Origin of the sequence: Halorhodospira sp. M38 (assembly GCF_022227985.1) — a bacterium.
GTDB classification, from domain to species: domain Bacteria; phylum Pseudomonadota; class Gammaproteobacteria; order Nitrococcales; family Halorhodospiraceae; genus Halorhodospira; species Halorhodospira halophila_A.
The window spans coordinates 1-23,318 of the sequence record NZ_JAJNQP010000003.1; the positions used below are offsets into that span (position 1 = coordinate 1).

At 68.6% G+C, this 23,318-nt stretch carries 25 protein-coding genes; 7 read left to right on the forward strand and 18 right to left on the reverse strand.

The genetic code is table 11. The annotated features are described in order from the left end of the window. Positions 1–187: 187 nt before the first annotated feature. The 13 genes from LRA98_RS02750 to dsrA form a co-directional block, all read right to left on the reverse strand. On the reverse strand, positions 188–1,588 hold the full coding sequence (locus LRA98_RS02750) for a cobyrinate a,c-diamide synthase (RefSeq protein WP_238632801.1): 1,401 nt from the start codon (positions 1,586–1,588) through the stop codon (positions 188–190). A gap of 8 nt (positions 1,589–1,596) precedes the next feature. Further along, on the reverse strand, positions 1,597–2,850 hold the full coding sequence (nrfD, locus tag LRA98_RS02755) for an NrfD/PsrC family molybdoenzyme membrane anchor subunit (protein WP_238632799.1): 1,254 nt from the start codon (positions 2,848–2,850) through the stop codon (positions 1,597–1,599). Positions 2,851–2,863: 13 nt separating this feature from the next. Beyond that, on the reverse strand, positions 2,864–3,601 hold the full coding sequence (gene dsrO / locus LRA98_RS02760) for a sulfate reduction electron transfer complex DsrMKJOP subunit DsrO (protein WP_201171969.1): 738 nt from the start codon (positions 3,599–3,601) through the stop codon (positions 2,864–2,866). Next, positions 3,591–4,007 (reverse strand): sulfur reduction protein DsrJ, encoded by a 417-nt coding sequence (locus LRA98_RS02765; protein ID WP_238632797.1) that lies wholly within the window; start codon positions 4,005–4,007, stop codon positions 3,591–3,593. Before LRA98_RS02765 ends, dsrO begins: the two co-directional genes overlap by 11 nt. Before the next feature lie 12 nt (positions 4,008–4,019). Beyond that, a complete protein-coding gene (locus tag LRA98_RS02770) occupies positions 4,020–5,963 on the reverse strand; it encodes an NAD(P)-binding protein (RefSeq protein ID WP_238632796.1) in 1,944 nt (647 codons plus the stop codon). A 48-nt stretch (positions 5,964–6,011) separates the two neighbouring features. After that, on the reverse strand, positions 6,012–7,565 hold the full coding sequence (gene dsrK, locus LRA98_RS02775) for a sulfate reduction electron transfer complex DsrMKJOP subunit DsrK (protein WP_238632794.1): 1,554 nt from the start codon (positions 7,563–7,565) through the stop codon (positions 6,012–6,014). A 7-nt stretch (positions 7,566–7,572) separates the two neighbouring features. Beyond that, positions 7,573–8,319 (reverse strand): respiratory nitrate reductase subunit gamma, encoded by a 747-nt coding sequence (locus LRA98_RS02780; RefSeq protein ID WP_238632792.1) that lies wholly within the window; start codon positions 8,317–8,319, stop codon positions 7,573–7,575. Positions 8,320–8,368: 49 nt separating this feature from the next. Beyond that, positions 8,369–8,701 (reverse strand): TusE/DsrC/DsvC family sulfur relay protein, encoded by a 333-nt coding sequence (locus LRA98_RS02785; protein ID WP_011814742.1) that lies wholly within the window; start codon positions 8,699–8,701, stop codon positions 8,369–8,371. A 66-nt stretch (positions 8,702–8,767) separates the two neighbouring features. Further along, positions 8,768–9,067 (reverse strand): sulfurtransferase complex subunit TusB, encoded by a 300-nt coding sequence (tusB, locus tag LRA98_RS02790; RefSeq protein ID WP_201171954.1) that lies wholly within the window; start codon positions 9,065–9,067, stop codon positions 8,768–8,770. An 11-nt stretch (positions 9,068–9,078) separates the two neighbouring features. Further along, positions 9,079–9,459: a sulfurtransferase complex subunit TusC gene (tusC, locus tag LRA98_RS02795; protein WP_201242286.1), complete on the reverse strand. Its 381-nt coding sequence runs from the start codon at positions 9,457–9,459 to the stop codon at positions 9,079–9,081. A 49-nt stretch (positions 9,460–9,508) separates the two neighbouring features. Beyond that, positions 9,509–9,868 (reverse strand): sulfurtransferase complex subunit TusD, encoded by a 360-nt coding sequence (gene tusD, locus LRA98_RS02800; RefSeq protein ID WP_201171952.1) that lies wholly within the window; start codon positions 9,866–9,868, stop codon positions 9,509–9,511. Positions 9,869–9,881: 13 nt separating this feature from the next. Further along, entirely contained in the window at positions 9,882–10,970 is a 1,089-nt protein-coding gene (gene dsrB, locus LRA98_RS02805) for a dissimilatory-type sulfite reductase subunit beta (protein ID WP_201171949.1), read from the reverse strand. Positions 10,971–11,018: 48 nt separating this feature from the next. After that, a complete protein-coding gene (gene dsrA / locus LRA98_RS02810; RefSeq protein ID WP_238632790.1) occupies positions 11,019–12,278 on the reverse strand; it encodes a dissimilatory-type sulfite reductase subunit alpha in 1,260 nt (419 codons plus the stop codon). Between the two features lie 212 nt (positions 12,279–12,490). On the opposite strand from dsrA, the gene LRA98_RS02815 reads away from it, so the two are divergent. Continuing rightward, on the forward strand, positions 12,491–13,147 hold the full coding sequence (locus tag LRA98_RS02815; RefSeq protein ID WP_238632788.1) for a type I-MYXAN CRISPR-associated protein Cas6/Cmx6: 657 nt from the start codon (positions 12,491–12,493) through the stop codon (positions 13,145–13,147). A 2-nt stretch (positions 13,148–13,149) separates the two neighbouring features. Beyond that, the gene (locus LRA98_RS02820) at positions 13,150–13,728 is read left to right on the forward strand and encodes a hypothetical protein (RefSeq protein WP_238632787.1); all 579 of its coding nucleotides are present in this window, start codon (positions 13,150–13,152) and stop codon (positions 13,726–13,728) included. A gap of 109 nt (positions 13,729–13,837) precedes the next feature. Here LRA98_RS02820 and soxA read toward each other — a convergent pair whose 3' ends face one another. Continuing rightward, positions 13,838–15,283: a sulfur oxidation c-type cytochrome SoxA gene (gene soxA, locus LRA98_RS02825; RefSeq protein WP_238632786.1), complete on the reverse strand. Its 1,446-nt coding sequence runs from the start codon at positions 15,281–15,283 to the stop codon at positions 13,838–13,840. 312 nt (positions 15,284–15,595) lie between these two features. Here soxA and LRA98_RS02830 point away from each other — a divergent pair, with 312 nt between their 5' ends. The 5 genes from LRA98_RS02830 to LRA98_RS02850 are packed head-to-tail and all read left to right on the forward strand — an operon-like array spanning position 15,596 to position 19,542. Further along, on the forward strand, positions 15,596–16,732 hold the full coding sequence (locus LRA98_RS02830) for a porin (protein ID WP_238632785.1): 1,137 nt from the start codon (positions 15,596–15,598) through the stop codon (positions 16,730–16,732). Between the two features lie 50 nt (positions 16,733–16,782). Continuing rightward, positions 16,783–17,109 (forward strand): c-type cytochrome, encoded by a 327-nt coding sequence (locus LRA98_RS02835; RefSeq protein ID WP_201171919.1) that lies wholly within the window; start codon positions 16,783–16,785, stop codon positions 17,107–17,109. 13 nt (positions 17,110–17,122) lie between these two features. Continuing rightward, the gene (locus LRA98_RS02840; protein ID WP_238632783.1) at positions 17,123–18,430 is read left to right on the forward strand and encodes an NAD(P)/FAD-dependent oxidoreductase; all 1,308 of its coding nucleotides are present in this window, start codon (positions 17,123–17,125) and stop codon (positions 18,428–18,430) included. Positions 18,431–18,444: 14 nt separating this feature from the next. After that, positions 18,445–19,008, forward strand: a complete 564-nt coding sequence (locus tag LRA98_RS02845) for a DsbC family protein (protein WP_238632781.1) — start codon at positions 18,445–18,447, stop codon at positions 19,006–19,008. Positions 19,009–19,035: 27 nt separating this feature from the next. Continuing rightward, positions 19,036–19,542, forward strand: a complete 507-nt coding sequence (locus LRA98_RS02850; RefSeq protein WP_201242249.1) for a DsrE family protein — start codon at positions 19,036–19,038, stop codon at positions 19,540–19,542. A 79-nt stretch (positions 19,543–19,621) separates the two neighbouring features. Here LRA98_RS02850 and soxZ read toward each other — a convergent pair whose 3' ends face one another. From soxZ to soxB, 4 genes are read right to left on the reverse strand one after another with little or no spacing between them, the layout of a single operon-like run. Continuing rightward, positions 19,622–19,915, reverse strand: a complete 294-nt coding sequence (soxZ, locus tag LRA98_RS02855; protein WP_201242248.1) for a thiosulfate oxidation carrier complex protein SoxZ — start codon at positions 19,913–19,915, stop codon at positions 19,622–19,624. 56 nt (positions 19,916–19,971) lie between these two features. Next, positions 19,972–20,457, reverse strand: coding sequence for a thiosulfate oxidation carrier protein SoxY (gene soxY, locus LRA98_RS02860; RefSeq protein ID WP_201242247.1), 486 nt, complete (start codon positions 20,455–20,457; stop codon positions 19,972–19,974). A 57-nt stretch (positions 20,458–20,514) separates the two neighbouring features. Next, entirely contained in the window at positions 20,515–21,471 is a 957-nt protein-coding gene (locus LRA98_RS02865) for an MBL fold metallo-hydrolase (RefSeq protein ID WP_238632779.1), read from the reverse strand. Then, on the reverse strand, positions 21,446–23,191 hold the full coding sequence (gene soxB, locus LRA98_RS02870; protein WP_238632777.1) for a thiosulfohydrolase SoxB: 1,746 nt from the start codon (positions 23,189–23,191) through the stop codon (positions 21,446–21,448). Before soxB ends, LRA98_RS02865 begins: the two co-directional genes overlap by 26 nt. Between the last annotated feature and the right edge of the window lie 127 nt (positions 23,192–23,318).

Consider the following 23,318-nt stretch of genomic DNA (forward strand, 5'->3'; position numbering starts at 1 on the left):
GTACATGTCTCCTCCTGACGTTCAACCGGGGGCCCTTTGGGACGTAATTCCTTGTTTTTATTAGGGCCGTTGCTGTTTTTTTCGCCGCAGAAAGTCCGCGGCTATCTGCCTCATATATTCAGACTATATTCATCAGCACGTCCGGAATAAAGGGGGGGAAGGCGAAAAAATTGATCTGACGCAAACGTCACCCTGGGGCGGCGCATGCTGCACCGGACCGCTGCGCGCGGACGAAGTCCACGAAGCGCTCGGCCCATGGCGTGGCCCACGTATGGCGCAGGTGGGCGTACGAGGCCAGGGTGTTGCCGGTGACCAGGCCGTCCCGGCCCCCGCCCAGGCCCTGGCCGCGATCAACGAGGTAGGCGCACGGCAGTTCCTGTGGCAGAGGCGCGCGGAGTCGGGAGTAATGGAATTCGTGGGCCGGGATCCCGGCCGTCCCGGCCCCCGGGTTCCACGGGGCCTGCGGCGAGGCGTGCAGCGTCATGTATCCGTGCCCCTGGGGCCGGTCGGTCATCTCGGCGTCCACCGGGAAAACACCAGCCATGGCGTGATAGCCATCGTGGGTGTGGAGCTGCCGGCACAGGTAGAGCAGTCCGCCACACTCGGCGTAGACGGGCAGTCCCGCCGCCGCAAGCCGGGCAACCGCTCGCCTCATGGCCTGGTTGGCAGCGAGTTCGGCGGCGTGACGCTCAGGGAATCCGCCACCGAGGATGAGCCCGTCGAGCGCTGGAAGGCGCGTGTCGGAGATCAGGTCGATCCAGTGAAGCCGGGCACCGGCCCGTTCGAGGGCCTCCAGGTCCCCGGGGTAGTAGAAGTTGAACGCCCGGTCGTGGGCGATCCCGATGTCCACATCCGCCGCCCGCCCCAGGGCCGCGGGTCGGGCTGGGGCTGGTAGTGGCGGGGCCGTCGCCGCCAGAGCCTGTAGGCCGTCAAGATCGAGGTGCGTCTCGGCCCGGTCGGCCCAGCGATCGATCACCCGCTGGGCCTGCGCCTGCTCCGCCGCCGGGATCAGCCCCAGATACGGGGCGTCGATGTGCAGCGTGCGGTCGTCGGGAACGGCCCCGAACACGGGCAGATCGGTGTAGGTCTCCAGGGCCTGGCGTAGCTTGCGTTCGTGGCGGGAGCCGCCGACGCGGTTGAGGATCACCCCGGCGACCGGGGCCTGCGGGTCGAAGCCGGCGTGGCCGAGGACCGTGGGGGCGATCCCGCGGGTCATGCCCCGGGTGTCGACGATGAGCACGATCGGTGCCTGCAGCTCTGCGGCCAGTGCGGCGTTGCTGTCCCGGCCGCCGGGGTCGACGCCATCGTGCAGGCCCTTGTTGCCCTCGATCAGCGCCAGGCTGTCGCCGGCCCCGGCCACCTCGGCGCGGATCTCGTCGCGCGCCATGGTGTGGTGGTCGAGGTTGCGGCACGGGTGGCCGCTGGCCAGCGTCAGCCAGCCGGGGTCGATATAGTCCGGCCCGCGCTTGTAGGGTCGCACCCCGACCCCCTGGCGGATCAGGGCTGCGGCCAGGCCGACGCTCAGGGAGGTCTTGCCGGAGCCCTTGTGCAGGGCCGAGAGGTAGAGCCTGGCTGGGTGTCCGGTCATGCCGCGGGTCACTGGCCCGGCTCGGCGTTTGCCCGGGTTTCGGAGTCGGCTGCTGGCGGGTCTTCCGCCGCCGTTCGCTCCTCCGGGGGGTGCACCGCTGCCAGGGGCAGCGCGCGCAGCGCCAGCAGGAGGATGAGCAGGGCCAGCCCGGGGCCGGCCAAGCTCAGCAGGGCCTCCCAGGCGCTGGGGAGGTAGGAGGCAGCCTCCCCGTCGAAGACGGCGCCCTGGACCTCGCGCCCCGGAAAGATCTGCAGCGGAAAGGCCTGGGCACCGACGATCATCACGAAAAGATGGGCGAACCCGCCGATCAGGGCAACCCCCGAGGCCCAGGCGAGGGCCTGACCACGAGCGCGGGCCGCCTTCCGCAGCAGGAGGAGAGTGGGCGTGATGATGCCGACGGCGACTGCCCCGAGCCAGAACACGATCGGGTAGACGCCGCCGTCGACGAGGAGGAAACGGGCAATGTCCCTATGGCCCGGCTGGTAGGCAAGGGTCACGAAGTGCAGCGCCAGCAGGGTGGCCAGGGCCAGCAGTGCGACGAGCAGGATGCTGCCGAGCCGCTCCGTGGCCCGGGGCGGCGGCGCCTGGCCCTGGGCGCGCAGCACCGCCAGCCAGATCAGGGAGAGGGCCGCCGTGCCCAGGGTGAGTGCGGCGGCGAGGAAAAGCGGCATCATGATGGCGCCGCCGTAGACCGGACGGGCGGCGAGCATGGCGAAGATCGAGCCGACGTTCAGCGCCAGCAGGACCGCTACCACCGCGGCCAGGGCGCCGGCGGTCACCGTGTAGCGACGCATGTGCGGCTCGATCAGGGTGGCCAGGTAGAGCAGGGCGACGGCCAGAAACGCCGTGTACAGGAAGAGGTTGCGGCTGAAGCTCGACATCAGGTTGAGTTCCAGCGGCGGAAGGATGCGCTGCGGGCTGCCCAGATCCAGGCTGAGGACCGCCAGCCCGCCGACCAGCAGTGCCGCCGCGGACGCCGTGCCCAGGCGGGCCCACGGCTCGCCGGATTGCCCCAGGGCGCCGGGGGCCAGTGCCGCCAAGGCGAAGGCCCCGGCGCCGGCGAGGATCAGGCCGATGGCGACGACGTGTGGCCACCCCCAGACCACCTGCTGGCCCATGCCGGTCAGGTGGTGGCCGGCCACGATGAGATAGAGGCCTGTTGCCGCCCCGATCAGCGCCAGCACGCCGGCGCCAGCCATGGCGGCAGCCCAGCGCAGTGGGTAGCGCGTGCCCAGGTGTTGATAGCGAATCCGTGTCGCCATGACTGATGCTCCCTCAGGACAGTCCGTGGTAGCGCACGCCGGCATCCAGCGCCAGGTCCGGCCGCAGAGATTCGGCGCTGCGCTCGCGCAGGGCGTGGCGTATCTCGCTGTCGGGGTCGTTGAGATCGCCGAAGACGAGGGCCGCGTGCCCCGCCTCGGCGCAGCGTGCCACGCAGGCCGGGGCCTCGCCCCGGTCGATGCGGTGGACGCAGAGGGTGCATGACTCCACGGTACCCTTGCCCCGTGGGTGGTTGGGCGAGCGTTCGTCGACCGGCGCATGGACGAAGGCGCGGGCGTGGAAGGGGCAGGCCACCATGCAGTAGCGACAGCCGATGCAGCGATGCTTGTCGACCAACACGATGCCGTCGGCGCGCCGGAACGAGGCCCGTGTGGGGCAGACACTGACGCAGGGCGGTTCGGCGCAGTGCTGGCACATCACCGGCGCAGAGTGGCCGGGACCGTCTGCCTCGGCCGGCTGCAGGTCCACCTTGCGGATCCAGTGGATGTCGCCGCCCGCGTTGTCGGCGGCGGGCCAGCCGTTCTCCTCGCGGCAGGCGTCCACGCAGGCCCGGCAATCCCGGCGGCAGCGGTTGGTATCCACCAGCAGTCCCCAGCGGGCCCCGGCATCGGCCCCGCCATCCGGGTGTGCCTGGACTAGGAAAAGCCCGGGGGCGAGCGCGGCGCCGGCAAGCGCCGCGGCGCTGCCGAGCAGCCGCCGGCGGCTGATGCCGCCCGGATCCCTATCGCTCATCGTGCCCCTCCGTGTCGTCGCTGCTGTGGCATTGGAAGCACGCCATCTCCACGGCGGTGTACTCGTGGCAGCTGGTGCAGAAGGCCATCTCCGGGACGCCCTGCGCCTGCTGCTCGGCAGGGGTGGTGTGGCAGTTCACGCACCCCTGCAGGCTCTTGTCGGCGTCTCGCCGGCCCTCGCGCACTGACTCATCCTTGTGCGCCCGGAGCAGGTCAATGTGCTCGCGGCGCATGGTGCCGGCATCGTCGTGGATGCAAGCGTCGCCCCGGGGCTCGGGACGGTCGGCGAGGGCTGACGGCTCGCCACCGTTGCCGGGCAGGCCGCCGATGGCCAGGGCAAGGCCGGTGGCCACCAGCACCAGTGCGGCCCCGGAGCCGATCCACGCCAGTCGATGTCTCCGCCGCATGGCCGGTTCCCCCTACTCGCCCAAGCCCATCTCGATGTACCCCGTGGGGCAGACGTCTCGGCAGATGTGGCAGCCCACGCAGCGGCTGTAGTCGGTCTGCACGTAGCGGCCGATGGCCCGCTCAGTTTTGGGCACGCGCTGCACGGCGGTCTGTGGGCAGTAGACGAGGCAGTTGTCGCACTCGAAGCAGAGCCCACAGCTCATGCACCGGCGAGCCTCGCCAACGGCCGTCTCGGCGGGCAGCGGCTGGATGCGTTCGCTGAAGTCGCCGATCACGCCTTCCGGGTCGATGGCTCGGCGTTCGCGCTCGGGGCGTTCCCCGGGGGTGAAGTGGCCGAGGTAGAGCCGGTCGTGGCGAATCACCTCGTGGGTGGCGCGGTCCTCGAAGTTGTGGATGGCGAAGCCGCTCGTATCGGTGCCGCGCACCGCTGCCGGCTCATAGGGTTCGGGTTCGCGGCCTGCCCGCCGCAGCGCGTCGAGCAGTCGGAAATGGTGGGCATTGACCTTGGGCGGCCGGGACGGCTCGCGGCCCTGGAGGTAGGCGTCGATGCCCTGCACTGCCGTGGCCGCCTGGCCGATGGCTGTGGTCAGCAGGTGCGGCTGGATGATGTCGCCGGCGACGAAGTGGCCCGGACGGCCGCTGAGCTGGTAGGACTGGTCCGCATCCATGAATCCGTGGCCGTTATCCAGCGCCTCGAGCCCCTCGAGGTTGCCCCGCTGGCCGATGGCGGCGATGACCAGGTCGGTTTCGACCCGGAACTCCGTGCCTTCGATCGGGTGCGGGGTGTTGCCCTCCATGCGGCACTCGGCGAAGCGCACCGCGCAGGCGCGGCCGTCGGCGTCGCGCTCGACGGCCAGGGGCATCACCCCGTCGCGGATGGTCACCCCCTCGCGCAGCGCGTCCTCGATCTCCTGCTCCGAGGCGGCCATCTCCTCACGGGGAAACAGGGAGGTGAGAACCACCTCCGCTCCCTCGCGGATCGCCAGGTTGGCGGCGTCGTGGGCGGTGTAACCGAGCACGGCGTGCTCCGGCCGGTCCTCGTCGGGCAGCTCGGCACTGTAGCCCAGGCGCCGGGCCACGGAGGCCACATCGATGGAGGTGTCGCCGCCGCCGATGACCAGGATCCGGTCGCTGACCGCACCTAGACGGCCCTCGTTGAAGGCGCGCAGGAACTCGACGCCGGTCAGGCAGTTGGACGCCTCGTCCCAGCCGTCTACCGGCAGGGGACGCCCCTCGTGGGTGCCCACGGCCCAGAGTACGGCGTCGTAGTTGCTTTCGAGCTGTTCAAGGGTGACCTGCTCGCCGACCCGGTAGCCGGTGCGGACGTTGACGCCGAGGTCGAGGATGCGCTGGATCTCGGTGTCGACGACCTCGCGCGGAACGCGGTAGCCGGGGATCCCGTAGCGCATCATGCCGCCGAGCTCTGGCTGCGCCTCGAACAGGGTGCAGCGGTGGCCGCGCTTGCGCAGCTGGTAGGCGGCGGACAGCCCTGCCGGGCCACCGCCAATGACGGCCACGTGGTGCCCGGTGTCCGCTCCGGGCTCGCCGAGGTCCAGGCCGTGATCGCGGGCGTAGTCGCCGATCGTGTGCTCGATGGCGTTGATGGCGATGTGGTCGTCGACGACCCGCCGGTTGCAACCCTGCTGGCAGGGCGCGGGGCAGACGCGCCCCATCACCGCGGGGAAGGGGTTGGCGGCGGCCAGGCGGCGGAAGGCGAGCGCCTGCCAGGCCTCGCCTTCGGCGGGTTTCTCCAGGCCGCGGGCGGCGTGCAGCCAGCCGCGGATCTCTTCGCCGGCCGGGCAGTTGGCCTGGCACGGCGGTGTGCGGTGGACGTACGTCGGGCATTTATGGGACGTGTCCGCCTTGAAGATCTGCTCGCGCCAGGCGCGCTGCCGGTCGTCGCCGTCGCGGTAGCGACGGAACGTAAAGGGGATCTCTTCCGCGTGGGTCGCCATGACTCTCTCCCTCGTTATTCGGCCGGGGCCCGCGGGCCCAGCGCCGGCTTAAGCCTCGCTGCGGTCCAGCCGCACCGCGTTGCCCACCACCTCGTGGAGGCTGATGACGGTCTCGCGCGGGATGTCGTAATACGGCAGGACCTTGCTGAACTGGGCCTTGCAGATGGCGCAGATGGCCACCATGCGGTCGACCCCGTGCTCGTCCATGGTCTCGCGCAGTGCGGAGACGCGGGGCTGCGCGCCCTTGACGCGCAGCTCCATGAGTTCATCGGTGAGCAGCCCGCCCCCGCCGCCGCAGCAGAAGGTCTCGTCGCCGATGGTGGCGTCGGCCATGTCCCGGAAGTTGTGCACGCTGGCGCGCAGCAGACGGCGGGGGATCTCCAGCTGCCCCCCGGGGCGCTGACCCATGCGGGAGGCCCGGGCGACGTTGCAGGAGTCGTGGAAGGTGACGCCGCCGTAGTGGCTGTTGGCCTCCGGGTCGAGGCGGATGGCGCCGCTGTCTACCAGGTCCTGGGTCAGCTCGCAGATGTGCTGCGGTACCGGGTAGCGCGGATCGAGCTGGCGCTGCAGCGCCCGCGCGTAGGTGTCGTCGGCATCCGCCCCGCGGCCGATGCCAGCCAGGGTGTTCCAGAAGCTGTACGCAACGCGCCAGGCGTGGCCGCACTCGCCGACCACGATGCGTTTGACACCCAGGTCCACGGCGGCCTTGCGGATGCGCTCGGCGATCTGCTTCATCTGCTCGTAGCTGCCGATGAACATGCCGAAGTTGGCCGCCTCCGAGGCGTAGGAACTCAGCGTCCAGGAGAGGCCGGCCTGGTGAAGGACCTTCGCGTAGCCCATCAGGCCGTCGACGTGGGGCTCGGCGAAGAAGTCCGCCGACGGTGTGACCAGGAGGATGTCCGCGCCCTCCTGATCGAGCGGGATGCGGATGTCGTGACCGGTGTCGTCCTTGAGATCCTCCTCCAGGCCCTCGAGGGTGTCCTCGAGGGCTGGGCCGGGGAGGCCGAGGTTGTTGCCGACCTTGTGGACCTTGCCGATGATCTCGTTGGTGTACTTCTGGCCGAAGCCGGCGGCGTCGAGGATCTCCCGGGCCGCCATGGAGATCTCCGCGGTGTCGATGCCGTAGGGGCAGAAGACCGAGCAGCGCCGGCACTGCGAGCACTGATGGAAGTAGGTGAACCACGCCTCCATGACCTCGCGGGTGAGCTCGCGGCCGCGGACCAGACCCGGGAAGTTGCGGCCGGCCGCCGTGAAGTGGCGGCGGTAGACATCGCGCATCAGGTCCTGGCGTGCCACTGGCATATTCCGCGGATCGGTGGTGCCCAGGTAGAAGTGGCATTTGTCGGTGCAGGCACCGCAGCGCACGCAGGCGTCCATGTAGACGCGCAGCGAGCGGTTGCGCTCGAGCAGGCTCTCCATGCGCGCCAGGGCGCGCTCCTGCCAGTCCTCCGGGATCTCGCCCGGGAAGCCGAGCGCCTCCTGGTGATCGCTGCTTGCCGGGTGCGGGCGCACGTGCCCGGTCGCCTCGTTCTCCATGCGCGGCGGGCCGTTGGCCTCGGGGTCCGCGGCAAGGGGCGGCACTTGGAAGGGATCCTGGCTCACGGCATCCTCACTCGTGCGGTTGGTGGGTGGCTTCCTGCTCCAGGGCGCGTGCCCACGGGGCGGTATGCCGGCGCTCCCGCGGGTTGTCCGGCTGATTGCGGGTGGGGCTGAAGAACACCCCGGCGGCGTGCAGCAGCTTGCTGAACGGGAAGACCATCATCAGTAGGGCGACCAGCGCCAGGTGGAGGAGCAGGAGCGGTTCGGCGGGCAGCGGCTGCCAGCTGAACTGCATCAGTCCGATGAAGAACGCCTTCACCGCCACGATATCGGTGGGCTGGAAGTGCTGCAGGCCCAGCCCGGTGAAGCCGATGGCCAGCAACAGGGCCAAGGCGGCGTGATCGGAGGGGGTGCTGATGTGGCGCACCCGCTCGATCCACAGGCGCCGCAGCCACAGGCCGATCAGGGCTGCCGCGAGTACGTAGGCGGCATACAGCCCGAGCGGCTGGATCCAGACCAGCCATTGCGGCACCGGATCGAGGAAGTAGCGCAGGTGGCGCAGGATGACCAGCAGCAGGGCCACGTGGAAGGCCCAGCTGAGCAGCCAGAGCAGCTTCTCGCCGCGGAAGAGGCTGCGGAAGGCCACCACCTCGCCGGTCACGCATAGGGCGGCGCCGCCCCGGGAAGTCGGGGCGGGCGTGGTGGGGATGCGCAGCGGCGCTGGCGTGCGGGCGTAGAGGTAGACCCGCGCCGCCAGGCCGAGCACCAGCACCACGGTGGCTGTGTAGAACAGCACGGCAAAGGTTGCTGTCAGCACGGTACTCGCTCTCCCTGTCGCTCCCCGGGGCGGCGCTGTTGCCGTGGGCCTAGACGCAGCCGGTGGGCTTGGGCAGGCCGGCGTAGCGGCAGGCCTGCTTGGCCGGGCCGTAAGGGAAGAGTTCGTAGAGGTATTTGCTGTTGCCCTTCTCCGGGCCCAGGCGCTTGCCGATCTGCTTGGTCAGCACCCGCACCGCTGGTGCGATCTGGTACTCGTCGTAGTACTCGCGCAGGAAGTTGATGACCTCCCAGTGCTGCTCGGTCAGCTCCTGGCCATCTTCCTGCGCCATGATCTCGGCCACCTCGGGGCTCCAGAGGCTCAGGTCCTCGATGTAGCCTTCCTCGTCGGTGGGGATGGTGGTGCCGTTGACCTGGATTGCCATGGTTCGCTCTCCTCTTCTGCGGTCGTCTCTCTTCTCGTGGAGCCGGTGCGGCCTTGCCTCCGGTGCTCAGAGCCAGGCCTGGTGCGGCCCGTGCTCGGCAACCAGTTGCACGAAGCCGGTGTAATCGACCACCTCGATACCCTCGGCGATCTGCTCGGGGTCGATGCCGCGGGCCTCCAGATCGGGGCCGAGGACGTAGACCCGCCCGTCGCGGGCCGGGGTGTCGAGCTTGCCGGCCGCGTCACTGCGTGCCACGGCGGCGTAGACCCCGTCCTCGATCAGCAGCAGACGCTCGTTGCCGAGATGGGCCAGGCAGGCGTCGAGGTTGGGGGTCTGCCAGGGGGATTTGTTGACGGTGTGCAGCACGACGATTCCTCCTAGAACGACAGCACGACATCCTGGTCGGCCATCAGCGCGCCCATGCGCGCCCGATCGACGACTTCGACGGGGACGATCAGGTCCGCTTCCGTGAGCCCTCGCTCGTCGAGGGACTCGCGCTCGACGTAAAGCTTCTCGATGTCGTAGTCCTCCAGGGCGCGGAAGGTGGGTGCGAAGTTCTTCATGTCGATGGCCTTCGCGTTCTGCCCCTGGCGCAGCTGGAAGACCCCGTCGTCCAGGAACGCCAGGCTGACGTCCTGGTCGAAGGCGGCGGCGATCAGCACGACCTCCAGTGCCTCCAGGGCGTAGATGCTCCCGTGCGGCGCCTTGCGGTTAATGAACATGAACCGCTTGATATCGCCTTCCTGTTCCAGATCCATTGCCTCGCTCACGGTCTCGCCTCCTGTCGAATTGCCTGCGCCGGCGTCGCTAGTCGCCGAAGGTCACCAGCCGGTCCGCCTGGATGCCCACCTCGACCAGTTGACCGAGCCCGGAGATGCGGAAGCCCGGGGCCAGGATCTCGTCCTTGATGCCGCGACGCAGGGCGGCAGCGACGCAGACCACCAGATCGGTGTGATGGCGCTCGGCGAGCTCGGACCAGCGTCGGACCATGTTGCGGTCGTCCTGCTGCGGCTCCTGGAGCCGGTTGGCGTTGTGCACCCCGTCCATGTAGAAAAAGACGCGGGGCACCTCGTGGCCCTGTTCCAAGGCTGCGACGGCGAACTGGTAGGCGCTGTCCGATGCCTGGTGCTGGTACGGCCCCTCGTTGACCAGGATTCCGAATTGCATGGGTCCTCCTTGCCTAGAAGCGCAGATGGGCCGAGGCGTTGAGCTTGTGCCGCGAGCCCTGCCAGTTCTCGATGTGGTGCTTGGTGAAGGGCAGGCCGGTGAGCTCGAAGAAGCGCTTCCAGCCAATGCGCTCGATCCACTCGCCGACGCGTTCGTAGTCCCGAGCGTTGTCGCGGTAGGTGTAGAGGATCTTCTTCACGTGCTCGGCGACCTCGGGCCAGCGCGGCGGGTTGTTGGGCAGGCCGGCCACCACCAGCTTGTGGAACGTCGGCACGCCGCGGGCGTTGGAGTGGTTGCCGCCCACCCAGATAGCCAGGCGCGAGTGCTCCGGGTCGTTGATCTGCATCGGCGGGCAGGGCGGGTAGCAGGCGCCGCAGGCGACGCACTTGCTCTCGTCCACCTCCAGCGAGGGTTTGCCGTCGACCACCGCCGGGCGGATGGCGGCCACCGGGCAGCGGGCCACCACCGAGGGGCGCTCGCAGACCTGTCCGACCAGGTCGTGCTGGATCTTCGGCGGCTTGGTGTGCTGGATGTTGATGGCGATATCGCCCTGGCCGCCGCAGTTGATCTGGCAGCACGAGGTGGTGATGTGCACGCGGTTGGGCATCTCCTCGCGGACGAACTCCTGGTGCAGTTCGTCCATGAGCGCCTTGACCACGCCGGAGGCGTCGGTGGCGGGGATGTCGCAGTGTAGCCAGCCCTGGGTGTGCGAGATCATGGTCACCGACGGGCCGGTGCCGCCCACCGGGAAACCGGCGCCGCGTAGGGCGTCGATCAGCGGCTGGACCTTCTCTTCGCGGTCGACGGTGATCTCGGCGTTGGAGCGGATGGTGAAGCGCAGGTAGCCGTCGGCGTATTCGTCGGCGATGTCGCAGAGCTTACGCACCGTGGCCAGGTCCATCTGCCGCTGGGTGCCGGCGCGCACCGTCCAGACCTCCTCGCCGGTCTCCGAGACGTGGTGGAGCACGCCCGGCTGCGGCCGGTCGTGGTGGCGCCACAGCCCGAAGTTGCGGCGCAGCGTGGCGTGCATGTGCGGGAACGGATCCGGGGTCCCGCTCTCGACGGGGGACCGCGGTTGGTTGGTGGTGCTTGCTTCAGCCATGATTCGCTCTTCCTCCGCTGCTGAGCGCCCGGGGCGTTGACGCGTGCCTCACGAGGCTTGCTCGGACTGCATGTGCTGGCGCCGGTACCACTTCTCGGCCTCTTCGTCCCAGTCGTCGGTGCGGACGTAGGAGATCGAGCGCGGCTCGTGGATCATGTTCGGGTCGACCTCCAGGCCCACCGCCTCGAGGAAGTTGACCAAGCCGATGCGCTCGATCATCTCGCCGACCCGCTCGTGCTCGAGGGCGTTCTCGGCGAAGAAGTCGACGATCTCCTGGGCGATCTCGAGGATGCGCTGGTAGTCGGCGTCGCTGCGCAGGGGCAGGAAGGGCACCACTACCGTGCCGAAGAGGTCGCCGATGCGCAGGGTGCGCTTGCCCCCGACGAGGATGGTGACGCCCCGGTCCTGTCCCGGCGCCAGGGCCCGCGTCATGACGTTGATGCAGTGCATGCAGCGCACGCAGCTGGCGTTGTCGATCTCCAGGGTGTTGTCGTCGTTCAGGCTCAGGGAGCCGGAAGGGCAGCGGCTGACCACGTTGTCGATGGTGTGCTTGCGGCCCTTGGTCTCGACAAAGGCCTGGACTTCGGCCTGATCCACCTGGATGTCGTCGCGCCAGGTGCCGATGACCGCGAAGTCCGAGCGCTCGATGCTGTTCATGCAGTCGTTGGCGCAGCCCGAGACCTTGAACTTGAACTTGTACGGCAGGCTGGGCCGGTGCATGTCGTCGAGGAAGTTGTTGACGAGTAGGCGGTGGATCTTCTGCTCGTTGCAGCACGAGTGCTCGCAGCGGGCGGCGCCGACGCAGGACATGCCGGTGCGCACCGCCGGCCCGGCGCCGCCGAGATCGAGGCCGTAGGCGTTGAGCTCATCGAAGCAGGCCTGGACGTTGTCCGCGGTGATGCCCTGGAGCATGATGTCGCCGGTCTGTCCGTGCAGGGCGATCAGCCCCGAACCGTGCTTCTCCCAGATGTCGCAGATGTCGCGTAGCAGTTCCGTGGAGTAGTGCATCCCGGCCGGCGGGATGAAGCGCATGGTGTGGAACTCCTGGGCCTCCGGGTAGATCGGGTTGCCGTCTTCGTCCTTGAGCTCGGTGAAGCGGGGAATGATGCCGCCGCCGTACCCATAGACGCCGATGGTGCCGCCCTTCCAGTACCCCTTGCGGTCGGTGTAGGAGTGCTCCAGCTGCCCGAGCACGCCGGCGATCATGGGCTTGTCCTCGGCCAGGCGCTTGAGCCCGGTGACGAAACTCGGCCACGGGCCGCTCTCCAGCTCGTCGAGTTTCGGGGTGTTGTACGTCTTGTCGGTCATGGCGCTGATCCTCACCTCGCCTGCGGCTGACGGATCTCAGGGCCGCGGGAGGCGGCCCGGTCTCGGTTGGTGACCAAGCTAGCCAGAGGGCCGGGGCGAGGGAATATCCATTCAAGGAGCTGAATAGGAATACGGCGTATCCCTTTCGGGATATAGAGCGCTGCTCGGTGCGCGGTTGTACTCGGGTCAGCCCGAACGGTGTGGAGGCCGCGGTGTACTGGGAAACCGAGCAGGAGCAGGCACAGGAGACCGCTGAGGCGGTGGACGTGGCCTTCGCGCTGAGCGGTCGCGCACTGCCCGAGGCCTACGCCGCGCCCCTGGCGGATGCCCTGGCCCAGCGCCTGGTGCCGCAGCTCGATCCCGACGAGGTGGGGGTGCGCATCACCCACCTGCCTGCCAGCGGCCACGGTTGGTGGCGCACGCCGGATCAACCGATCCTCTTGCCGCGGCGCAGCCGCCTGGTGCTGCGCGTGCCCCGCGAGCACGCCGGGGCCGTGGCCGGGCTGACCGGGACGACGCTGGATGTCGCCGGCGAGATCCTCGCGCTGGGGCAGGCCCAGAACTTTGAGATCCCCGCCGCGGCTACCGTCTACGCCCATCGGGTTCTGGGGCCACAGCGCGGCGCAGTGGAGGAGACTGCACTGCTGGCGGCGGCGCGTGAGGAGCTCGCCGAGATGGATATCCACCCCAAGCGCCTGCTCTGCGGCCGCCAGGAGACCCTCATGACGCCAGACGGGCCCGTGGCTACGCGCAGCCTGCTGGTCGACGGCATGGGGTCCCAGGCCGGGCGCAGGCTCCAGGCCCGCGGTCTGGGTCCCGGCCGCTGCTGGGGCTGCGGGCTGTTCATTCCCCACAAGGCGGTGACCTGAGCATGCGTACCAAGACCCACTGGTTCCGTCCCCGCGATGAGCAGCAGCCCGAGGAGGTGGGTGCCGCGGCGTCGATCCGTGCCTGGCGTGCCGCCACCGCGGCGGTGCGCACCCTCTCCGAGGATGGCCCGATCACCGATCGCACCGGGGGGCATCTGGCCCTGGTGGAGGAGCTACTGCTCTTCGCCGTGCAGTACACCGACCGGCTGGCGTGGTTACGGGGGCTGGACGACGAGTCGCGCCGCCGGCTGGTCGAGGCGATGGTCAAGCGTCTGGCCGACGGCATCCGCGATAACGCCAGCAACCCCGATGCGGGGCAGGCGTTCCTGGTCCGCGCCGGCGAGCGCCTCAACGAGTACGCGCGCATCGCCTACGCCGGCGAGGATCCGGGCTTCCCGGCCTACAACCTGCTCGGCCAGCGCGGGTGTGACGCCAGTGACCGGCCGCGGGATCTGTGGTTACACGGGCGGTTGACCGAGGTCGAGGGGCCCGAGATGGTCGCCGATCTGCGTCCGGTCATTGGTGGGTTGTTGGGCAATCTCGGGGTCGGTGCGGGGGGTGAGCATCCAGCCCGGGCCTGATCGGCCCGCGCGCCGGCGGGGGCGTTGTTTGCGGCTCCGGTCGCAACACGGCCGCGGCCCGATGTTCGGGGCCGCGGCCGTGGCGGGCCGCCAGGGTGGTGGGCGCCGGTCAGTGGGCGTAGCGCGGGACCAGCACCTCCTCGCCCTGCTGTTCGGAGATGATGTAGGTCTCCAGGTCCGCGTACTCCGGCGCGTCTCCCGGCAGGTAGTTGGTACCCACCGGTGTCATGCACCACTGGAAGCGGGTGCGCAGGTCCCACACCCGGCTCTGTGCCGTGCGCCAGTAGGGATGATTGGTCATGATGGTGTCGTCGGCCTCGATGTTGGCCAGCTTTCGGCCGCTGAGCCACTTATCGCCGCCGCCGCGGTCGGTATGGCAATTGGCGCAGGCGTGGGCCCGCTGCCCCACCGGGCGGTGGAAGAGTTCCTCGCCCCGCTCGATGGCCGCCTGGACGTTGGGATCCTCGTCATCCAGGTCGTAGGCCATGCCGTTGGACTGGCTGTGTACCAAGATCGACATGTAGAGGTTTTCCTGGGATTGCGTGGGCAGTTCCATGTCCTGCTCCTCCTTGGCGTGCACCGCCAGGAAGTCCTCGATGGACATCATCCGGTCGTACTCATCGAACCACTTCGGGTACTCGGCGGCCACGCCCTCCAGGTCCTCGATGACGCCGACCGGACGCCGCTCGTCCGCCGGCTCCAGATCACCGTGGCAGCTGGCGCAGGACTCGCCGTTGGGACCCGGTTCGTCCCACAGTGGCACCGCGACCTGCTCGGCCTCCATCAGCGCCGGGTTGTCGAATGGGTCCAGGTGGTCGCCCGCGGGTTGCAGCGGGGGACGAGTGTTCGGATCCCAGTGCCGATCCACCCCCTCCGGAGTGATCGGCTCGCCGTCCTCGTCGCTCTCGAGGGTCATCAGATAGGCGACCACGTCGATGATCTGCTCTTCGGACCACATGCCGTTGAGGCCGAAGGGGGGCATGGGGCTGTCCTCGCCGTAAAAGACCCGGGGATCGTAGATCACCTGATAGAGCCACTCCTTGTCCGCGGCCCACTCGCCGACGGTGCGCAGGTCGGTGCCCACATTACCCGGCGAATCGATCCCCGCCTCGGGAACCAGGTGACAGGCCGAGCAGGGGCCGAGCTCGTCCTTGGCGAAGAGCTCGCGGCCACGTTCGGGATCACCCTCAAGGTCGTCGGGGATCTCCGCCTCCTGCGGCTCCGGGTATTCGGTGTCGTCGGCGTAGGAGTGGGTCGGCCAGTCGCCGAAGTCCTCGTTCTCCTCGCCCGGGAAGCCGCCGAACTCGTAGCGGATCTGTCGCGTCTCGCCGTCCTCTTCCACGATCCGGCCCTCGGACGGTTCGGTGGCAAGGGATTCCCAGGTCTCGCTGGTGTGGTGATCCATGCCGTCGGGGGCCGGGCGCGGCTCGATGCTGCGCTCCTGCTCTCCGGCGTCGGCGCCGTGGACGGCCAGCAGGCCGATGGCTGCCGCGCCGGTGCAAAGCCCCAGGGTGGCTGCGATTCGTGCCGAGCGTGTCGGGCTGCGCGCTTTCATGGAACCCCCTCCTTGAAATCCGGAATATGGATTGTCCGATTGGCCATTTCTGGTCACATCGTGGGCTGGGTAGCCTGTGTTGGCAGGCTAGCGGGCGGGGGTGGAGGTGCGAATACCCTTTTTAGGGTGAGCTGTCGTTCACAGCCCTATCCCCATCGGGCAGGCCGGGCTGCCCAACTGGGCGATTGTGGCCTCTGTGGGGTTGCAACAGGCTGGCCGGTGCGAGAGCGGGCTGGCGAGACGGCGAAGGTCCTGCGCGGACGCGGCGCGGTCTCCGGCCCGGAACCCCATCAGGCACCGGAGGCAGGCAGCATGAGCAGAACACGAACCGTGGCGGCGGTGGCAGGACTGCTGGGTTTCGCTGGCGCGCCGTGGGTGGCGCAGGCCGGTGAGTTGACCCTGTTTGGACAGATTCATGCGGGGCTGAATCACTTCGACTACGAACATGCCGCCGACGTGACCAAGCTCACCGACCAGGGCCGAACCCGCTGGGGGATTTCCGGGATCCAGCCCCTGGATGGGGACTGGCGGGTCATCGGCCAGCTGGAGTGGGGTGCCGAAACGCACTTGGGAGAACCCGAGTCGAGTAGGCGGATTAGTTTCCTTGGAGTGGACGGTCCTTACGGTGAGGTGGCGGTCGGGTTGCTTCACGGGGCTTATAAGATTCTCGGTGGCGTCCGCTGGGATCCGCTGGTGACCACCGAACTGCAGCAGCGGCGCACCGGGGGAATGGCCGGCGGGTCGTTTGGCCAGAACGACTACGTTAATCGGGCGATCCAGTACGTCAGTCCGGAGTTGGCCGGATTGCAGCTGCATGCCCAGATCGGGGTGGAGGACGATAACCAAGTGCGTACCACTGATGATCCCGATGATGATTTTGATTCGGATCTGCAGCAGGGCGATGTCATCCTCGGTGCGGACTACACCGGCCTGCCCGACTGGCAGTTCATCGCTGCGGTGGTGCACCTCGACGAGCCGTTCACGGGTGTAGACGAGGTGGGTGACGGCGATACCAACTGGAAAGCGGGGGCGCGTTGGGCGCCGGAGCGTTTCTCCCTGGCCTACCAGTACGAATCGGTGGAGATTGTCCGCGGTCCGGCAGGTACTGGCCGGATCGACAATTTGGTGGACGATCCGTCGAATCGCGTCGGTGGGGGAGAGGCTCGTTTCACCGACGCCGTGGACCACCACGCGCTGATCGGCACCTACGAACAGGGGCACAATACCTGGGTGCTGGCCCTGGGGCATGCCGATGCGGACGCCGACGACGAGGACGTCGACACGGTCACCGGCGCGCTGGTCCACCGGCCCCACGCGGATTTCCGTGTCTACGCTGGTGTGCAGCACCAGGCCTTCGACGAGGGGATCGGTCAGGTCGGTGATGCTGAGGATGATTACCTGACCACCTATGCCGTCGGCGCCCGGTACGACTTTGGGGCCACGTTCTGAGCGGGGCGGCCGTGGCCGCCCCCGACCATGTGAGAAGGAGGAGGGGATCCATGCAGCAATCAGCGCGCAGGGCACTGCTCGGCGGTGCCGTCACCCTGGGGCTGGTGCTCGGGGGGAGCACGGCAGCGGCCGGTGACGGTGCGATCTCCGAGGGCGAGATGATCGCCAACAGCTGCCTGGCCTGCCACGGCCCCGGCGGACAGGGTGCGGAGAGCATGCCGCCACTGGCCGGCTGGGACGAGGAGGCCCTGGTCGAGGTGATGAAGGAGTTCCGCGAGGGACGGGGCGACCCCACGGTCATGGACCGGCACGCCACCGGCTACACCGATGAGCAGCTGCGCGCGGCGGCTGCCTATATCGCCGAGATGGATCAATAAGGGAAGGGCAGGCATGAGCAAACGTCTTACGCGAAGGGATTTCATCCGCCTCGCGGGTCTCGGGACCGCGGGTGCCGGACTGGGTCTGGCCGGCTGCGCCCCCAGAGAACCGGAAGTCAATGGCCGGGTCGAGGGGCGCGTGGTGGTGGTCGGCGGCGGCTCGGGCGGTGCCACCGCCGCGCGCTACCTCAAGCACCACGCGCCGGAGCTGGAGGTGACCCTCATCGAACCCAACGAGAGCTACTACACCTGCTACGCCGGCAACTGGTATCTGGGTGGCTTCCGCGAGCTGCGTACCCTTCGCCACGGCTACCACACCCTGCGCGACGAGTACGGCATCCAGGTTATCCACGATCGGGCCCGGGACATTGACCTGGATGGTCACCGGGTGGAGACCGCCGAGAACGGCCCCATCGCCTACGACCGGCTGGTGGTGGCGCCGGGCATCGCCTTCGACTGGGACCGGGTCGAGGGGATGGACGGCGACGACACCATTGCTGTCCCCCACGCCTGGTGGGGCGGGGCGCAGTACTCCATCCTCCGCGGCCAGATCGAGGCCATGGACGACGGCGGTACCGTGGTCATCTGCCCGCCGGACGGGCCGTATCGCTGCCCCCCGGGGCCGTATGAGCGCATGAGTCTGATCGCCCACTACCTCAAGCAGCACAAGCCGCGGGCCAAGGTCCTCGCCCTGGATCCGAAGGACAGCTTCTCCAAACAGGGGCTGTTCGAGGAGGCGTGGGAGGAACTCTACGGCGATATGATCGAGTGGGTGCCGGCCGCGGACGGCGGCAAGCCGGACCGGATTTCGGTGCGTGATCGCAAGGTCTTCACCGATGGCGGTGGTGCCGAGCACCGCGCCGACGTGCTCAACGTGATCCCGCCGCAGAAGGCTGGCGCCATCGCCGAGCGGGCCGGGCTGACCGACGACGACGGCTGGTGCCCGGTGGACCAGCGTACCTTCCGCTCGACCCGTCACGACGACGTCTACGTGGTCGGGGACGCCGCCGTCGCCGGCGACATGCCCAAGTCGGGCCACGCCGCCAACAACCAGGCCAAGCTGGTGGCGGCGAGCATCGTCAGTGAGTTGCGCGGCCACGAGGTGCCCAGCTTCCCCACGGTGAATACCTGCTACAGCCTGGCCGCGCCGGACTGGGGTGTAACCGTCGCAGCGGTCTACGAGTACCGGGACGGTGCGATGCGCTCGGTGGAGGGGGCCGGTGGCCTGAGTCCCGAGGGCGCCTCGCGGGAGTTCCGCAAGCGCGAGGCCGACTACGCCCCCGGCTGGTACGCCTCGATCACCCGAGACATCTTCGGTTAGCGAGGGAGGACGCCATGCGCAGGGAGCCGACCAGAACCCGGGCACCGTTCCCCCGGACCGGCCGCGGCGCCGTCCGGGGGCTGGTGCTGGGGGGGTGTATGGGCGCGGCGATGGCCGCCTCCGGCGCCATGCCGGAGGAGATCGCCGAGACCCTCGAGGCGATGCCGGAGGAGGATCTGATCATCTTCGAGCCCGAAGCGGGGGAGGCGCAGCACAGCGTCACGGTCTTCACCGACGTGACCTGCCCGCACTGTCAGGATCTCCACGCCGACCTGGATGATTACCTGGAGCAGGGTATCCGCGTGCGCTACGCCGCCTTCGCCCTCTCAGATGCCTCGCGGGAGCTGATGGACCGGGTCTGGTGTAGCGAGGATCGGCACCAGGCGCTGGAGTCGGCCAAATCCGGTGAACAGCCGGAGGCCGAGGCCTGCGACGCCTCGCCGGTGGATCGCCATCAGGAAACGGCGCAGCAGATCGGTGTGCCCGGCACACCGACCATGGCCACCCCGGGGGGCGAGCTCTCCTTCCGCCTGACGCCCGAGGACCTTGCCGATCTGCTCGAGCAGGAAGCGCAGTAGGTGGGTCGGCCCGCAGGAGGGATCACCATGACCGTACAGAGCCGTTCACGGGGCCGCCAGGGGGTGTTGGCCGCCGGCCTGGTGGCACTCGGGTTCTCGCTGGGCGGGGTCTCCGCGGAGGAATTCCCCGAGCCCCGGTTGGTCTTCCACGTGGATATGGAGGAGCCGCAACGGGTCAGTTCCACCATCTTCAACGCCAACAACGCCGCCAGCCACTACGAGGGGCAGCTGCTCGACTACGATGTGCGGATTGTCCTGCACGGGTTCGGCCTGCAGTACGTCACCGAGGACCGGCTGGCGGATACCGCCTATGAGGTCGATGACGCCGAGCGGGCCGAACGCGATGAGCTGCTCGAGCGGCTGCGTTCGCTGGCCGACACCTACGACGTGCAGCTGGAGGTCTGCGCCAGCTCCATGGATGAGGCGGGCCTGGCGGCGGATGACCTGGCGGTGGAGGCCGAGCTGATCGACTACGGCGCTACTCGGCTCGAGGAACTGCAACGCCGCGGTTTCTCTTACATCAAGATCCAGTAAGGCAGGGGGCGGCGCATGGGCAGCGGGGGCGTCGCGACCGACGCCCCCCGCATCACCGTCCGCGCCCCGCGGTCGGGCTTCAGGCCAGCTCCATCTCGTGGCTGTCACCCTCGCCGCGGTTGTCTGTGTAGCGGATCTTGAGGGTGTCGCCGGCCTCGGCCTCGGTCTCGAACTCGATCAGTGGGTTGGGCGAGATGCTCGGCCCCCAGTGGGCGTGGAGGACCTTCTCGCCGTTGATCTCGGCGATCACCTCCTGGATGAAGTGGCCCTCATCGCCCGTCTCCTCGTCGGGGGCGTCCATCGGGTGGCTGATCAGGGCGCGGACCTCCGCCATTCCGTCGACCAGGGTTGCGCGTGCTCGAATCGAAGACATGGTTGGCTCCCTTGTGATCTTTCGCGGGTGTGACGTGAACGCCGCCGGTCGGCAGCTCAGCCGCCGCAGCCGCCGATGGTGACCCGCACGCGGCGGCTCGTGCCGTAGAGCTTGCCGTTGCTCTTGGCGATCGCCACGACGTCCGAGGTGTCGGCCATCTGGATCCGCTGCGAGACCTTGGGCTTGGTCTTGCCGCCGAGCTCGAAGACCGCCGAGACCGGCGCGTTGTTCTCCGGCACGTAGACCGTGATGCTCTCGACGTCCGGCAGCGAGGTATCGATGGTGATCGGTACCGTCTCGCCGTTCTCAGCTACCTCCGGGGCGTCGATGCGGATCTCGTCGCTCTCCTCGTAATCCGCGGCGCCGAGTACCGCGTTGAGGCCGTCCTCGAGGCTGGTGGCCATGATCGACTCCTCCCGCCAGGAGGCCAGGGCCTGGGACGGGGCCAGCATGCCCAGGCCCACAGCGGTTCCTACGCCGCCGAGGCCGAGGGCGCCAGTGAGAAGCTTGCGGCGTTGGGTGTCGACTTGTTGCTTATCCATGGTGGATTCCTCCCGTTGCGGCCCGTTGGGCCGGTTGCTCGACTCGGTTGCTGCGTCCTACCACTCGAACTCCAGGTAGGCGCGATTGATGTTGGTGGTATGCCAGCCGTCGAAGTGCTCCAGGTGCTTGAAGGCCGGCTCTTCGCGGTGCCGGTCCACCACCTCGTCGAGAGGTTCGAGCTCCTCGGCGGCGGTGCCGACCTCGTGGACGAGGAATTCGTAGTAGGCGCCGGTGTCCTGTTCGACCCGCTCCATATCGCTAATCCGCCCGTGGCCGGGGACGACTGTTCCGGGGTCCAGTTCCGAGAGCTCCTGATAGGCCTCATAGCCGTTCTTCACACTCGACCACGGGTGTACGCCGAGCATGCGATCGACGTAGACCAGATCGCCGGTGAACACCACGTCCGCATCGGGCAGGTGGGCCATGGCGTCGCCGGGGAAGTGGGCATCGGTGCGCTGCATCTCGATGGTCACCCCGCCGAGTTCCAGGGTCGCCTCCTCGCCCTCCAGGCGGCGCTCGGCGAAGGCCGGTTCGGTCCCCTCGAGCCGGTCCCCGACGGCCTCCTTGAGGCGCCCCTCGAGGTGATCGTCGGCGAACGCCTCCTGCTGGGTGACTGTCTCTTCGAAGGCGATGACCTCGGCGTCGTGCTCGCGCTGGAAATAGTCATTGCCCAGCCAGCGGTGGTCCTGGACCCCGATGTTCAGAACCCAGCGGATCGGTGCGTCGGTCACCTCGGCCACCGCCTCCTCGATCAGCTCCGCGCTGAAGGCGGTGGGCCCCGAGTCGATGAGCAGGACGCCCTCGTCGGTCTCGACGATGCCGTAGTTGGCGTTCATGCCGTGGTTCTCGTAGGTGCGGGCATCCGTCGGGCCGATGATCGCGTGGATCCCGTCGGTCACCGGCTCGGCCTCCGGAACGAACAGCTCATCGGCGAGGGCCGGTGACAGGAGCATCGCCCCAGCCACCAGCCCGCCGGCGGGCAACGTGTTAGAGCGCGAGACCCGGGTTGTCATCGCTGACCCCCTTGAGCTTCGGCACGTAGGGCTCCTCGACCCGCAGCGCGTTGTGGTTGCGGAAGTAGTCCGCCAGCACATCCCAGGCTTGCGGTCCGTCCTGGGGCTCGTTGACGTCGGCCCAGCCGGCCACGACGTACTTGCGCTTGGGGTCCATGGGCTCGCCGTTGATCTCCAGGTCGCTGATGCGATCGCCCATCTCCCGGGTCGGATCGATGGCGTAGCGCAGCCCGGCGCTGCGGACCATGTCGCCACCGCGATGGAGCATCGGATTCTTGTTGAAGATGGAGTTGGCCACGTCCTCGAGGACGTGTTTGATCGCCTCGCCGGTCATCTCGTTGCGGGTGGTCTCCGAGTAGGTGCTGCAGGTCTGGTTCATGCAGTCCTCGAAGGTGACCTTGCCGGGCAGGACGCTCGGTCCCCAGCGGAACCCCGGGGTGAAGGCGACCTCGGCGTCGCGTCCTTCGATCAGGGCCCGGGCGAGCACCTCATCAAAAGTGCCGTTGAAGTTGCCGCGCCGGTACAGCACCCCATCGACCTCGCCGACCACCTCGGAGAGCTTCTCCTCGTACGGGGCATGGATGTCGTCGACCAGCGACTGCATCTCCGGGTCCGGGTCGAGGGCGTTGGAGAAGATCGGCAGGTTGCGGTAATGGAAGTCGCGAATGCGTCCGTCGCGGACCTCGAAGTCCAGCACGGAGAGGTACTTGCCGTTGGAGCCGCTGTTCACGACGAGCGTCGGTTCGCCGTCGGGGTCTTCGACCCGCTCGGGGTAGGGGACCGGATCGTGGGTGTGGCCGCCGAGGATGGCGTCGACCCCGCGCAGCTGCCGCGCGTAGGCCATGTCGGTGAGCATGCCGGCGTGGGAGAGCAGAACCACCACTTGCGCGCCGTCTCCGCGTGCCTTGTTCACCTGCTCCTGAAGGCGGTCGAGCCGGTGACCCATCTCCCACTGCGGGAACATGTACCCGGGGTTGGCGATGGGGGTGAAGGGGAACGCCTGGCCGACCACCGCCACGGGGACGCCGTCCTGCTCGTGGAGGGTGTAGGCGTCGAAGATCGGGTCGAGCCAGTCGCGGTCAAGCACGTTCTGCGCGAGGAAGCGCACCCCGGCGTCGTCGAGGTCGGCGACCAGCTCCTGGACGCGCTCGTCGCCGTAGATGAACTCCCAGTGCCCGGTGCAGGCGTCGACCCCGAGCTGCTTCTGGAAATCGACCATGGCACGGCCTTCGGTCCACAGGGCCGGACCCGATCCGTGCCAGGTGTCGCCGGAATCGAGCAGCAGGGCATCGGGGCGCTCGGCACGGGCCCGCTTCACCGCGGTGGCCAGGTAGGCGGCGCCGCCGACACGACCGTAATACTCGGCCGCCGCCTGGAAGTCGAGGTGGGTGAAGGCGTGGGCCTCGGGGCTGAAGCGATCGAGTTCGTAGTGGCGGAGGAGCTCCTCGCCAACGAGCAGCGGTGGCTTGCCCTTGAAGTCGTGGAGGCCCAGATTGATGTTGGGCTCGCGGAAATAGACCGGCTTGAGCTGACCGTGGAGGTCGCAGAAGTGGAGGAAGTGGACGTTGCCCCTGCGCGGCAGGTCGTAGAAATTCTCCGGGATCGCCCGCCAGTCGCCCGCGCCGTTGCCGCCCGCCAGGCTCTTGCCGGGGCGGGCCAGCGCGCCGGCCGCGCCGGCGGCCAGCATCAGCTCCAGGAAGTCGCGCCGGGATAAGCGCATCGCCAGGCTCCTCGGTTGCGTTCGTTGGTTTGATTGCGATCGATCAAAATCAAACGTAGGACCGCCTGCGCAGTGGCGGAATACCCATTGGTGGGTGACAGCCGGGGCGCCGGCCTATTCCCTTTTG